The sequence below is a fragment of the Massilia sp. IC2-278 genome, assembly GCF_020708045.1.
Classification (GTDB): domain Bacteria; phylum Pseudomonadota; class Gammaproteobacteria; order Burkholderiales; family Burkholderiaceae_D; genus Telluria.
In genome coordinates, this window is the sequence record NZ_JAJFES010000002.1 from 208,796 (window position 1) to 221,747 (window position 12,952).

At 66.7% G+C, this 12,952-nt stretch carries 11 protein-coding genes; all 11 read left to right on the forward strand.

Annotated features, from left to right (window positions below; all coding sequences use genetic code 11):
- From LK540_RS05800 to LK540_RS05850, 11 genes are read left to right on the forward strand one after another with little or no spacing between them, the layout of a single operon-like run.
- Positions 1 to 1,038, forward strand: coding sequence for an XrtA/PEP-CTERM system-associated ATPase (locus LK540_RS05800; protein ID WP_229436096.1), 1,038 nt, complete (start codon positions 1 to 3; stop codon positions 1,036 to 1,038).
- Entirely contained in the window at positions 1,035 to 1,919 is an 885-nt protein-coding gene (locus tag LK540_RS05805; RefSeq protein ID WP_229436097.1) for an XrtA system polysaccharide deacetylase, read from the forward strand. The genes LK540_RS05800 and LK540_RS05805 overlap by 4 nt, the downstream gene beginning before the upstream one ends.
- Complete coding sequence (locus tag LK540_RS05810; protein ID WP_229436098.1) at positions 1,916 to 3,163, forward strand: TIGR03087 family PEP-CTERM/XrtA system glycosyltransferase; 1,248 nt, start codon at positions 1,916 to 1,918, stop codon at positions 3,161 to 3,163. Before LK540_RS05805 ends, LK540_RS05810 begins: the two co-directional genes overlap by 4 nt.
- Entirely contained in the window at positions 3,157 to 4,695 is a 1,539-nt protein-coding gene (gene xrtA / locus LK540_RS05815; RefSeq protein ID WP_229436099.1) for an exosortase A, read from the forward strand. The genes LK540_RS05810 and xrtA overlap by 7 nt, the downstream gene beginning before the upstream one ends.
- 1 nt (position 4,696) lies before the next feature.
- On the forward strand, positions 4,697 to 5,884 hold the full coding sequence (locus tag LK540_RS05820) for a TIGR03088 family PEP-CTERM/XrtA system glycosyltransferase (protein ID WP_229436100.1): 1,188 nt from the start codon (positions 4,697 to 4,699) through the stop codon (positions 5,882 to 5,884).
- Positions 5,872 to 7,827 (forward strand): XrtA/PEP-CTERM system amidotransferase, encoded by a 1,956-nt coding sequence (locus LK540_RS05825; RefSeq protein ID WP_229436101.1) that lies wholly within the window; start codon positions 5,872 to 5,874, stop codon positions 7,825 to 7,827. Before LK540_RS05820 ends, LK540_RS05825 begins: the two co-directional genes overlap by 13 nt.
- 19 nt (positions 7,828 to 7,846) lie before the next feature.
- Positions 7,847 to 9,064: a TIGR04063 family PEP-CTERM/XrtA system glycosyltransferase gene (locus LK540_RS05830; protein ID WP_229436102.1), complete on the forward strand. Its 1,218-nt coding sequence runs from the start codon at positions 7,847 to 7,849 to the stop codon at positions 9,062 to 9,064.
- The gene (locus tag LK540_RS05835) at positions 9,061 to 10,248 is read left to right on the forward strand and encodes a glycosyltransferase family 4 protein (protein ID WP_229436103.1); all 1,188 of its coding nucleotides are present in this window, start codon (positions 9,061 to 9,063) and stop codon (positions 10,246 to 10,248) included. The genes LK540_RS05830 and LK540_RS05835 overlap by 4 nt, the downstream gene beginning before the upstream one ends.
- Before the next feature lie 57 nt (positions 10,249 to 10,305).
- Complete coding sequence (locus tag LK540_RS05840) at positions 10,306 to 10,494, forward strand: hypothetical protein (RefSeq protein WP_229436104.1); 189 nt, start codon at positions 10,306 to 10,308, stop codon at positions 10,492 to 10,494.
- A complete protein-coding gene (locus LK540_RS05845; protein WP_229436105.1) occupies positions 10,487 to 11,914 on the forward strand; it encodes a putative O-glycosylation ligase, exosortase A system-associated in 1,428 nt (475 codons plus the stop codon). Before LK540_RS05840 ends, LK540_RS05845 begins: the two co-directional genes overlap by 8 nt.
- A 41-nt stretch (positions 11,915 to 11,955) precedes the next feature.
- Positions 11,956 to 12,915, forward strand: coding sequence for a polysaccharide deacetylase family protein (locus tag LK540_RS05850; protein ID WP_229436106.1), 960 nt, complete (start codon positions 11,956 to 11,958; stop codon positions 12,913 to 12,915).
- Positions 12,916 to 12,952 lie beyond the last annotated feature (37 nt).

The following is a 12,952-nucleotide window of genomic DNA, read 5'->3' on the forward strand; positions in this document are numbered from 1 at the left end:
ATGTACGAAAGTTATTACGGACTCTCGGCCAAGCCTTTCCAGCTGCGTCCCGATCCCCATTTCTTCTTCGGCAGCAAAGGCCACAAGCGGGCCATGGCCTACCTGGAATATGGCCTGTCGCAGGGTGAAGGCTTCATCGTCATCACCGGCGAAGTCGGCGCCGGCAAGACCACGCTGGTGCGCAACCTGTTCAACAAGCTGCCCTCGGACCAGATCGTCGCCGCGCACATCGTCAACACCCACCTCGATCCGGACGACACCCTGCGCATGGTGGTCTCGGGCTTCGGCCTGCCGTACGAGGGCGCGAGCAAGACCGACCTGCTGACGCGCCTGGAGCAGTTCCTGCGCGCCGTCGACCGCCAGGGCAAGCGCGCCCTGCTGGTGATCGACGAAGCCCAGAACCTCAAGCCGCAGACGGTCGAGGAACTGCGCATGCTGTCGAACTTCCAGACCGACGACAAGTCGCTGCTGCAGACCTTCCTCCTCGGCCAGCCCGAGTTCCGCGCCACCCTGCACAGCCCGACCATGCAGCAATTGCGCCAGCGCGTGATCGCCAGCTACCACCTGGGCCCGATGGACGCGCAGGAAAGCGTTGCCTACATCGAGCACCGCCTGCACACCGTGGGCTGGAACGGGGACCCGGCCTTCGACGAAGGCGCGCATGCCGCCATCTTCGGCTACACCGGCGGCATCCCGCGCAAAACCAACACCCTGCTCGACCGCGTGCTGCTGATGGGCTACCTGGAAGAGCTGCACGAGTTCAACGCGGACCACATCAATACCGTGATCGGCGACATCGCCGAGGAATTCCAGCTGCCGACGGCCGTTGGCACGCCGGCGCCGGAAGCCATGGGCATGCCCCTGGGCGACGATACGCTCGGCCACCTGCCGGAACGCCGCGCCAGCGCCGAAGTGCTGGACGAGCGCATGATGCGCCTCGAAAAATCGATCGTCTCGGTACTGTCGATCCTGAAGAAAATCGTCGCCAACCCGCAAAACGGGGTGCAGGCGAACCAACACGTGGATACCCCCGAATGAGAATGCAGACTCCCGCAGCCCGGCCGCAGCGCCAGCCGGGCGAGCGCATCCGCAACGCCATGACCTGCGACGTCGAGGATTACTTCCAGGTCTCGGCATTCGCCCCCTACATCAGCCGCGACAGCTGGCCGACGCGCGAATGCCGCGTCGAAGCCAACATCGAGCGCATCCTGGCGCTGTTCGAGCGTCACGACGTGAAAGGCACCTTCTTTACCCTGGGCTGGATCGCCGAGCGCTATCCCGCCATGGTGCGCCGCATCGTCGACGCCGGCCACGAACTGGCCAGCCACGGCTACGGCCACCTGCGCGCCTCGGACCAGAGCCGCGCCGAATTCGACAACGACATCCGCTCGAGCAAGGCCATGCTGGAAGACATCGGCGGCCAGGAAGTGATCGGCTACCGCGCACCGAGCTTCTCGATCGGCGAAGGCAACCTGTGGGCGCTCGACGCCCTGACCGAAGCCGGCTACCGCTACAGTTCCAGCATCTATCCGATCCGCCACGACCACTACGGCATGCCGGATGCGCCGCGCTTCGCCTTCTATCCGAACGGCCCGGATGGCCTGCTGGAAGTGCCGATCACCACGGTGCAGCTGGGCGGCAAAAAGCTGCCGGCCGGCGGCGGCGGCTACTTCCGCCTGCTGCCGTATGCGCTGTCGCGCTGGATGGTCAAGCGCGTCAACGAAATGGACAACGAGCCGGCCCTGTTCTACTTCCACCCGTGGGAAGTCGACCCTGGCCAGCCGCGTCCCGAGGGCCTGGGCGCCAAGGCGCGCTTCCGCCACTACATCAACATCGAGCGCATGGAAAGGCGCATCGCGGCACTGGCCCAGGACTTCGCCTGGGACCGCATGGACCGCATCTTCCTGGAACGGCCATGAATTCGATCATCGAGGGCGTGCTGGAAAAGCGCGCGGCCAAGGCTGCCGAAGCAGCCAGGCCCGACCTGCTGCTGCTGGTGCACCGCATCCCCTTCCCGCCGAACAAGGGCGACAAGATCCGCTCGTATCACCTGCTGAAGCATTTGGCGTCGAAATACCGCGTGCACCTGGCCACCTTTGTCGACGACGAGGACGACTGGCAGTACGTGCCGAAGGTCGAGGCCCTGTGCGCCTCCAGCCACTTCGCGCGCCTGAAGCCGATGGGTGGCAAGCTGCGCAGCGCCGTCGCCCTGGCCACCGGCAAGTCGCTCTCGCTGGGCTACTACCGCGACGCCGGCATGAAAAGCTGGATCGCGAAGACCATGCGCGAGCGCGGCATCGCCCGCATCATGATGTTCTCGTCGGTGATGGCGCAGTACGCCGAAGAATATCCGGCGGCGCGCCGCGTGATCGACTTCTGCGACGTCGACTCCGACAAATGGCGCCAGTACGCCGAAAAGAAATCCTGGCCGATGAGCTGGGTCTACCGCCATGAAGCGCGCAGCCTGCTCGACTACGAGCGCCGCGTGGCAGACCAGTTCGACGCTTCGCTGTTCGTGTCCGACCCGGAAGCGGAACTGTTCCGCACCCTGGCGCCGGAAAGCCGCGCCAAGATCGGCTTCTTCAACAACGGCGTCGACACCGATTACTTCAGCCCGGACCGCAGCTACGACAATCCCTTCGAGGAAGGCGAACAAGCCCTGGTGTTCACCGGCGCCATGGATTACTGGCCGAACGTGGATGCCGTGAAGTGGTTCGCAAGCGAGGTGCTGCCGCGCGTGCTGGAAGCGGTGCCGCAGGCGCGCTTCTACATCGTCGGCGCCCGTCCTTCGGCCGAAGTGCAGGCCCTGGCCGGCGATTCGATCGTCGTCACCGGCACCGTGCCCGACGTGCGGCCATATCTCGCCCACTGCAAGGCCGCGGTGGCGCCGCTGCGCATCGCGCGCGGCATCCAGAACAAGGTGCTGGAAGCGATGGCCATGGCGCGTCCGGTGGTCGCTTCGCCCCAGGCCTATGAAGGCATCGAGGCCGTCGAAGGCCGCGAACTGCTGGTCGCCGATGCGCCGCAAGACTATGCCGACGCCGTGGTCGGCCTGCTGCGTTCGCCCCACCCGGCCATGGGCCGCGCCGCGCGCGCCAGCGTCGAGCGCCGCTACAGCTGGCCGGCCCACCTGTCCACCATCGAAACGAGGTTCGAATGCTGATGAACGATAACCCGGCATTGTCCGGAGCAGCGGGTGGCCGCATGGCCGTGCCGACCGTGGCCATCATCGTTGCCGCCCTGCTGGCGCCGCTGCTGCTGTACTGGAGCACGGCCGCCTCGATCGTCTCGGTCTGGAACAGTTCCGAAACCTTTGCCCACGGCTATGCCATCGCCCCGATCAGCCTGTGGCTGATCTGGCGCCGGCGCGAAGTCTTCCAGCACATCCCGGTCGCGCCCTGGTGGCCGGCGATCGGCCTGCTGGCCCTGTGCGGCGCCGGCTGGCTGGTGGCGCGTGCCGGCGAAGTCGGCGTGGTGATGCAGTACGCATTCGTCGCCATGTTCCCGGCCATGGCCCTGGCCGTGATGGGCCGCCGCCTGGCCGGGGCGCTGACCTTCCCGCTGCTGTTCCTGCTGTTCGCCGTGCCCTTCGGCGAGGTGTTCGTCCAGCCCCTGATCAACTTCACCGCCGACTTCACCGTGGCTGCGGTGCGCGCCACCGGCATCCCGGTCCTGCGCAATGGCACCATGTTCGAACTGCCGACCGGGAACTGGTCGGTGGTCGAAGCCTGCAGCGGCGTGCGCTACCTGATTTCCTCGATCACCCTGGGCTGCCTGTACGCCTACCTGAGCTACCGCTCGGCCTGGCGCCGCGCCCTGTTCATCGGCCTCTCGATCGTGGTGCCGATCGTCGCCAATGGCTTGCGCGCCTACATGATCGTGATGATCGGCCACACCAGCGACATGGCCCTGGCCACCGGCGTCGACCACCTGATCTACGGCTGGCTGTTCTTCGGCCTGGTGATGTTCATCATGTTCTGGATCGGCAGCTACTGGCGCGAAGATGAAGCGCCGGTGGCGCCGGTCACCGCGGCCGGCTCGGCGGCCGTGGCCGCGGCCTCGCGCCCGGTGCTCGGCGCGGCAATCGTCGCGGTGCTGGTCTGCGCCCTATGGCCGGCCCTGGCCTATGTCAGCGACAAGGCAGCCCACAACCCGGCCCCGGTGGAACTGGACGGCAAGCGCCTGGCGTCGAACCCGCAAGGCATGCCGACCTGGAGCCCGAGCTACCAGGCGGCCGACGCCACCCTGCGCGGCAGCTACAGCGCCGGCGGCGCCCCGGTCGAACTGAACGTGCTGTACTACCGCAACCAGGGTCCGGACAAGCGCCTGATCAGCTCCGTGAACCGCGTCGACAGCCGCAAGGAAGGCTTCCAGCAGGTCGCCTCCAGCGGCCGCGTCGAAGACATCGGCGGCCAGCCGCTGGCGCTGCGCGAAACCCGCGTGCGTGGTCCGCACGGGAACTACCTGGTCTGGCACTGGAACTGGGTCGACGGCAGCTTCACCGCCAACGACTACGTCGGCAAGCTGCGCCAGGCCAAGGCCAAGCTCCTGATGCACGGCGACGACGGCGCGGCGCTGATGGTGGCGACCCCGGTCGGCGAGAACCCGGAAACGGCGCGCGCGGCACTGCGCAGCTTCCTCGGCGCCAACCTGGCGCCGCTGGAAGCCACGCTCGAGGCGGCACGGGGACGGTAAGATGGCGGTAAAGAACAACCGGCCGGCGGACATTCCGCTGGTCGTGCACCTGATCTACCGGCTCGACTTCGGCGGGCTGGAAACCCTGCTGGTCGACTGCATCAACCACATGCCGCCGGAGCGCTACCGCCACGCGGTGGTCTGCCTGACCGGCTACACGGCGTTCGCGGACAAGATCACGCGGCCTGGCGTGGAACTCTACGCACTGGACAAGCAGCCGGGCCTGGGCCTGGGCATCCACGTGAAGCTGTTCAAGCTGCTGCGCCAGTTGCGTCCTTCCGTGCTGCACACCTATAACTTCGCCTGCGCCGAATACGCAGCGCCGGCCTGGCTGGCGGGCGTGCCGGTGCGGGTACACGCCGAGCATGGGCGCGACGCCAGCGACCCGCAGGGCCTGAACCGCAAGCACAATTTCTTGCGCCGCGCGCTGGTGCCTTTCATTCACCGCTATGTGCCGGTGTCGCATGACCTGGCGCGCTGGCTGACCGGCGTGGTCGGGATTCCGGCGGCGAAGTCGGAACTGATCATGAACGGGGTCGACACGGTGCGCTTCGCGCCCGGTCTCGCGGCAGCCGTCACGCCCTGGGCCGGGCAGGACGTGTTCGTCATCGGCACCGTCGGCCGCCTGCAGGACGTGAAGGACCAGGCCAGCCTGATCGAAGCGTTTGCCCTGCTGGTGGCGAGCAAACCAGAGCATCGCGCACGCCTGCGCCTGGCCGTGGTCGGCGACGGCCCGCTGCGCGACAAGCTGGCACGGCAAGCGCAGTCGCTTGGGGTAGCGGACCTGGTCTGGTTCCCCGGCGCGCGCAACGATATCCCGGAACTGATGCGCAGCTTCGACCTGTTCGCCCTGTCCTCGATTGCCGAGGGCACGCCGGTGACCCTGCTCGAAGCCATGGCTTGCGGCCTGCCGGTCGTCGCGACCAAAGTCGGCGGCATTCCGGAAGTGGTGCAGGACGGCGTGAACGGCGCCCTGGTCCCGGCCACCAATCCACAGGCCTTGGCCGCTGCGCTCGGCCTGTATGCCGCTGACGCCTCCCGCGTGGCCGCCCACGGTGCGGCAGCCCGCACGAACATCGAACGCCATTACAGCGTTGCCGCGATGGTCGGCGCCTACACGGCGCTGTACGACCGCCTCGGCAAGCGCACGAACAACCTCAACGAGATCACTCAACCATGTGCGGAATAGTTGGCATTTTTGACCCGCGCGGCGGGCGCAATTTCGAGCGCGCCGCCCTCGAACGCATGAACCAGACCCAGTTCCACCGCGGTCCGGTCGAGGGCGACGTCTACCTGGAACCCGGCGTGGGCTTCGGCCACCGCCGCCTGTCGATCATCGACCTGGCCGCCGGCCAGCAGCCGCTGTTCAACGCGGACCGCTCGGTCGTTACCGTGTTCAATGGCGAGATCTACAACTTCCGCGAACTGACGAAGGAGTTGACGGCGCTTGGCTACACCTTCGCCACGAAATCCGACACCGAGACCATCGTCCACGCCTGGGAAGAATGGGGCGAGGATTGCGTCAAGCACCTGCGCGGCATGTTCGCATTCGCCATCTGGGACCGCAACAAGCAGACCTTCTTTGTCGCGCGCGACCATCTCGGCATCAAACCGCTGCACTACGCCTTCCTGCCGGATGGGACGTTTGTCTTCGGCTCGGAACTGAAGTCGCTGCTGTCGTTCCCGGAACTGCCGCGCGTGATCGAACCGCGCGCCGTCGAGGAATACTTCGCCTACGGCTACGTGCCGGAACCGCGCACCATCTTCAAGGACGCCTTCAAGCTCGAACCGGGCCACTCGCTGACCCTGAAGGTCGGCGCGAATGCGCAGAACATCAAGCCGAAACGCTGGTGGGACGTGCCCTTCACGCCGCACGGCGCCATGTCCGAAAAGGAGATGGAAGAAGAGCTGATCGTGCGCCTGCGCGAAGCGGTCGAGAGCCAGCTGGAGGCCGAAGTGCCGCTGGGCGCCTTCCTCTCCGGCGGCGTCGATTCCAGCGCCATCGTCGCCATGATGGCCGGCCTGAACAAGGGCCCGGTGAACACCTGCTCGATCGCCTTCAATGACCCGGCTTTCGACGAATCGACCTACGCGCGCCAGGTGGCCGAGCAGTACAAGACCAACCACCAGTGCGACACCGTCGACAAGGACGACTACGGCCTGGTCGATCTGCTGGCCGGCCTGTACGACGAGCCGTATGCCGACAGCTCGGCGATCCCGACCTACCGCGTCTGCGAACTGGCGCGTAAGCGCGTGACCGTGGCCCTGTCCGGCGACGGCGGCGACGAGAACTTCGCCGGCTACCGCCGCTACCGCATGGCCATGGGCGAACAGCAGGTGCGCTCGATGCTGCCGCTGGCCCTGCGCAAACCTGTATTCGGCTTCCTCGGCAAGGCTTACCCGAAGGCCGACTGGGCGCCGCGCATCTTCCGCGCCAAGACCACCTTCGAAGCGCTGGCGCGCGACCTGGTCGACGGGTACTTCCACGGCGTGTCGATCCTGGTCGACCGCGTGCGGGACCAGCTGTTCTCGGAAGGCTTCCGCCGCCAGCTGCAAGGCTACCGCGCGGTCGAGGTGATGCGCGGCCACGCGGCGAATGCGCCGACCGACGACCCGCTGTCGATCACCCAGTACGTCGACATGAAGACCTACCTGCCGGGCGACATCCTGACCAAGGTCGACCGTGCCAGCATGGCGCATGCGCTCGAAGTACGCGTGCCGCTGCTGGACCACAAGTTCGTGGAATGGGTGTCGGGCCTGCCGTCCGCGTGCAAGCTGCGCAACGGCGAAGGCAAGCACGTGTTCAAGAAGGCATTGCAGCCCTACCTGTCCGACGACATCTTGTACCGCAAGAAGATGGGCTTCTCGATCCCGCTGGCGTCCTGGCTGCGCGGCCCGCTGCGCGAAGCGATGAAGGCGGCGGTGCTGAACCCGATGCTGGTCGATACCGGCATCTTCAACCCGAATTACCTGCAGCGCATGGTCGACGAACACCTGGCCGGCACCAAGGACCACAGCACGGCGCTGTGGGCGGTGCTGATGTTCGAAGCCTTCCTGCGCAAGAACGGCGCCGACGGCGCAAGCAGCATCCACGGCGGCGGCGCCCAACAACTGATCGCCACCGCGGCATAACGGCATTCCGGAGCTTTACATGCGTGTCCTTCACGTCCTCGACCATTCGATCCCGCTGCACAGCGGCTACACCTTCCGCACCGCCTCGATCCTGCGCGAGCAGCGCGCGCTCGGCTGGGAAACCTTCCACGTCACCGGTGCCAAGCACCAGGGCGGCAACGACCTGGCGGAAGAAACGGCCGATGGCCTGCACTTCTACCGCACCCCGCGTTCCACCAGTGCGCTGGCGAAGATGCCGGTGCTGAACCAGCTCGAAGTGATCCGCGGCCTGGAAAAGCGCCTGATCGAGATCATCCCGACGGTGAAACCCGACGTGCTGCACGCCCACTCTCCCTGCCTGAACGCGATCGCCGCCCTGCGCGCCGGCCGCAAGTTCGGCATCCCGGTGGTGTACGAGGTGCGCGCCTTCTGGGAAGACGCCGCCGTCGACCACGGCACCAGCACCGAAAACGGCCTGCGTTATAAACTCACGCGCGGCCTGGAAACCTATGCCCTGAAACGCGCCGATGCCGTGACCACGATTTGCGAAGGCCTGCGCGGCGACATCGTCGCGCGCGGCATCCCGGCAGCCAAAGTCACGGTGATCCCGAACGCGGTCGACATCGACAAGTTCGCCGTTGGCGGCGAAGCCGACCTGGAACTCAAGCGTAAACTCGGTTTCGAAGGCAACCGCCTGATCGGCTTCATCGGTTCCTTCTACGCCTACGAAGGCCTGGACGTGCTGCTGCGCGCACTGCCGGCGCTCGCAAGCCGCCACCCCGACCTGCGCGTGCTGCTGGTCGGCGGCGGCCCGCAGGATGCCAACCTGCGCCAGCAGGCGAAAGACCTGGGCATCGCCGACAAGGTGGTGTTCACCGGCCGCGTGCCGCACGACCAGGTGCAGAAGTATTACGACCTGCTCGACGTGCTGGTCTACCCGCGCCTGTCGATGCGCCTGACCGACCTCGTCACGCCATTGAAGCCACTGGAAGCCATGGCCCAGGGCCGCATTTTGGCCGCATCCAGCGTGGGCGGCCACCGCGAGCTGATCGTCGACGGCAAGACCGGCGTGCTGTTCGCACCGGACGACCCGGCTTCGCTGGCCGCCAAGGTCGGCGACCTGCTCGACGCGAAGATGCTGTGGCCCGCATTGCGCTCGGCCGGACGCGCCTATGTGGAGACCGAGCGTAACTGGCCGGTCAGCGTGTCGCGCTACAAGAACATCTATGGCCGCCTGACCGGCTTGAAGGCTGCATGAAGATCCTGACTTTCAGCACCCTGTTCCCGAACGCGGAAAAGCCGGGGCACGGGATTTTCGTGGAAACCCGCTTGCGCCACCTGGTGGCCAGCAAGCGGGTCGAATCGCGCGTGGTGGCGCCGATTCCCTGGTTCCCCTCGACCAACCCGCGTTACGGCCAGTACGCGCGCTTTGCGAAAGCGCCGCGCCAGGAAGTGCGCCACGGGATCGACGTGCGCCATCCGCGCTATCCAGTGCTGCCGAAAGTCGGCATGAGCGTGGCGCCGCTGCTGCTGGCGCAGGCGGTGAAGCCGGCGATCGGCCGCATGATCGACGAAGGCTTCGACTTCGACCTGATCGACGCCCATTATTTTTATCCGGACGGCGTCGCCGCCGCCATGCTGGCGCGCACCTTCAACAAGCCGCTGGTGATCACCGCGCGCGGCTCGGACATCACCCTGTTCCCGCAATACGCGCTGCCGCGCCGCCAGATCCTGTGGGCGGCAAAGCGCGCCGACGCCATCATCACGGTGTGCAATGCCCTGCGCGACGAAGTGGTCGGCATGGGCATCGAAGCCGACCGCGTGGTCTCGCTGAGGAACGGCGTCGACTTGGAACTGTTCCGCCCGATCGAGCGTACCCCGAACGACATGTTCACGCTGCTGGCGGTCGGCCACCTGGTGCCGGTGAAAGCCCAGGACCTGATCATCGGCGCCCTGCCCCTGCTGCCGGGCGTGCGCCTGGTGCTGGCCGGCGACGGCCCGGACCGCGCCAAACTCGAAGCGCTGGCCAGCCAGCTGGGCGTGACCGACCGCGTGACTTTCCTCGGCGCCGTGCCGCAAGCCCAGCTGCGCGGCCACTACGGCAGCGCCGACGCCCTGGTGCTGTCGTCCAGCCGCGAAGGCTGGGCCAACGTGCTGCTCGAAGCCATGGCCTGCGGCACCCCGGTGGTGGCCAGCCGCGTGTACGGCACGCCGGAAGTGGTGGCCGCGCCCGAAGCGGGCGTGCTGATGGCCGAGCGCAGCTACCAGGGCGTGGCCGACGCCGTGAACGTCCTGCGCGCCAACTACCCCGACCGCGCGGCCACGCGCCGCTATGCCGAGCGCTTCAGCTGGGACGACACCACCGAAGGCCAGCTGCGCCTGTTCGGCGAGGTCCTGGCGCGGCGCGCCGGCACGCCGGCCCTGGCCCGGATTGAAGCCTGAATTGAAGCCTGAACTCGAGCACATTTGAGCCCGACCTTGAAACGGATGAACTGAACGATGGAATCTCTTCTGTGGGCGATCGACCTGTGCGCCGTGGTCTATCTCTGCCTGTGGGCGCTGCGCACCGACAAGGCGCGCGCCAAGGCGGCCGAACTGGCCGAGGCGGACAAGCGCCGCCAGGCCCAGGACGTGCAAACCCGGGCGGCGCAAACCGCAGCCCTGAACAAGGAGCGCGGCCATGCGTGACCTCTTCCTGCTGGCGCTGCTGCCGATCATGCTGTATGCGATGGTGCAGCGTCCCTTCATCGCGGTCGGCATGTGGGTCTGGACCGCGCTGTTCTTCCCGAACGGCTGGGTCTACGGCATGGCCGGGCACATCCGCTACAACCTGCTGTTCACGGCGGTGGCCATCCTCGGCTACCTGGCCTACAAGCACAAGCCCAAGGTCCAGCTGGGCATGATCGGCAGCTTCGTGCTGCTGTTCTTCCTCTGGACCTGCATCAGTACGATGACCACCATCGCGCCGCCCGAGGTCTCGTTCGAATACCTGACCCGCTTCTTCAAGGTGGTGATGCTGTTCGTGTTCGTGGCCCTGACCATCAAGGACAAGCTGCACGTCGACTTCGTGCTGTGGTGCCTGGTGCTGTCGGTCGGCTTCTACGCCGACCTGGAAGCCCTGAAATTCCTCGCCAGCGGCGGCGGCCACAACATCGCCGGCATGCCGGGCCACGTGCTGGGCGACCGCAACGAGCTGTCGCTGGCATTCGTCATGACGCTGCCGGTCTGCTACTACCTGCTGGGCGAGTACGGCAAGCAGTCGAAAGCGCTGCGCCTGGGCCTGCTGGGCACCATGGCCCTGCTGGTGTTCGGCGTGATCGGCACCCAGTCGCGCGGCGGCTTCGTGGCCCTGGCGGCACTGGGCGCCTACCTGTATATCAAGAGCGACCGCAAGGTGCTGCTGACCTTCCTGATCATCGGCCTGGTGGCGGCCCTGATCCCCTTCATCAGCGCCGATTACACCAGCCGTATCGACACCATCGGCGCGGCCGACGAGGATGCCTCCTTCATGGGCCGCGTGGTGGCCTGGAAGCTGTCGTTCATCATGGCGATGAAGCACCCCTTCTTCGGCGGCGGCTTCAAGTCGCTCGAATACTTCCCGGTCTGGACCGAGCTGTCGCGCGACTTCTTCTCCTACCCCTGGTTCTACACCGGCCACGCGGTGCCGAACACCACGGTCGGGCGCGCCGCGCACAGCGTGTACTTCCAGGTAATGGGCGAACAGGGCTTCGGCGGCCTGTTCCTGTATCTGTGCTGCCTGGCGAGCGCCTTCTTCAAGGCCGGCGCCATCGCACGCCGCGCGAAACGCGCCGGCGCGCCGTCCTGGCTGCCGACCATGGCCACCATGATCCAGCTGAGCATCTTCGCCTTTGCCCTGGGCGGCGCCGCGCTCAGTTTCGCCTACGTCGACCTGATCTTCTGCCTGTTCGGCCTGGTGCTGGTGATCGAGAAGCGCCTGCTGCCGGCTACGCTGGCGGAAATGGCGCAGCAACAGGGGGCGCCGGCCGCGCCTCCTGCTGCGCCCGCTTCTATTCCTCCTTCCGCGCCCCTGCAGCCTGCGCACGCGCGCACCGTATCCGCATCCACAATTGCCTCCCAACATGTATAGTGGTTGGCAAACGAATAATAATTGCGGATTCTTCCCTACCGATGAATGACCAACTGATCCGATCCGCCGGCAATGCCATCGCCCGCTTCACGCGCGGCAATGGCCGTGTGGCGATCGTCAACTACCACCGGGTACTGGCCGCGCCCAGTCCCTTCCTGGCGTCCGAGCCGGACATCGACACCTTCACCTGGCAGATGGAACTGCTGGCGCGCTGCTTCAACGTGCTGTCGCTGCGCGACGCCCTGGCCGCCATCGAATCGGGCCGGGTGCCGCCGCGCGCGGTCTGCATCACCTTCGACGACGGCTACCGCTCGGTGCACGAGTTGGCGCTGCCGGTGCTGCGCCGCCTGAAGCTGCCGGCCACGGTATTCGTCAGCAGCGGCTTCGTGAACGGCCACACCATGTGGAACGACCGCATCGTCGAAGCCGTCGAGACCCTGCCGGCCGAGGAACTCGACCTGGCCGAATTCGGCCTCGGCGTGTACTCGCTGCGCAGCATGCCGGACCGCGCAACCACGCTGGGCAAGCTGACCGAAGCCTCGAAATACCTGCCGCCGCAGGAACGCAGCCGCCTGGTGCTGCGCCTCGAGACCCTGGTCGGCGACAGCGCCGCCGAGGGCCTGATGCTGACCCCCGAAATGGTGGTCAACCTCGACCGCCACGGCATCGAGATCGGCGCCCACACGGTGACCCACCCGATCCTGACCAGCCTCGACGACGCCAGCGCGATGCAGGAAATCGCCGGCAGCAAGCGCGACCTGGAAGCCATCATCGGCAAACCGGTGCCGATGTTCGCCTACCCGAACGGCAAGGTCGGCAAGGACTACGACGCGCGCCACGTGGCGATGGTGCGCGAAGCCGGCTTCCTGGCCGCCTTCACCACCGCGGTGGGGGCCATGACGCGCCACCACGACCGCTTCCAGCTGCCGCGCAGCCGGCCCTGGGACCGCACCCCGAACCGCTTCGCCATGCGCCTGCTGCAATGGCTGGCGCGCGGCTGAACGGCATAACAAGAAAAACACGGGCCGCAAGGCCAGG

Coding starts and splice junctions, on each gene's coding strand:
- LK540_RS05800 (WP_229436096.1), top strand. CDS start 1: ATGTACGAAAGTTATTACGGACTCTCGGCCAAGCCTTTCCAGCTGCGT.
- LK540_RS05805 (WP_229436097.1), top strand. CDS start 1,035: ATGAGAATGCAGACTCCCGCAGCCCGGCCGCAGCGCCAGCCGGGCGAG.
- LK540_RS05810 (WP_229436098.1), top strand. CDS start 1,916: ATGAATTCGATCATCGAGGGCGTGCTGGAAAAGCGCGCGGCCAAGGCT.
- xrtA (WP_229436099.1), top strand. CDS start 3,157: ATGCTGATGAACGATAACCCGGCATTGTCCGGAGCAGCGGGTGGCCGC.
- LK540_RS05820 (WP_229436100.1), top strand. CDS start 4,697: ATGGCGGTAAAGAACAACCGGCCGGCGGACATTCCGCTGGTCGTGCAC.
- LK540_RS05825 (WP_229436101.1), top strand. CDS start 5,872: ATGTGCGGAATAGTTGGCATTTTTGACCCGCGCGGCGGGCGCAATTTC.
- LK540_RS05830 (WP_229436102.1), top strand. CDS start 7,847: ATGCGTGTCCTTCACGTCCTCGACCATTCGATCCCGCTGCACAGCGGC.
- LK540_RS05835 (WP_229436103.1), top strand. CDS start 9,061: ATGAAGATCCTGACTTTCAGCACCCTGTTCCCGAACGCGGAAAAGCCG.
- LK540_RS05840 (WP_229436104.1), top strand. CDS start 10,306: ATGGAATCTCTTCTGTGGGCGATCGACCTGTGCGCCGTGGTCTATCTC.
- LK540_RS05845 (WP_229436105.1), top strand. CDS start 10,487: ATGCGTGACCTCTTCCTGCTGGCGCTGCTGCCGATCATGCTGTATGCG.
- LK540_RS05850 (WP_229436106.1), top strand. CDS start 11,956: ATGAATGACCAACTGATCCGATCCGCCGGCAATGCCATCGCCCGCTTC.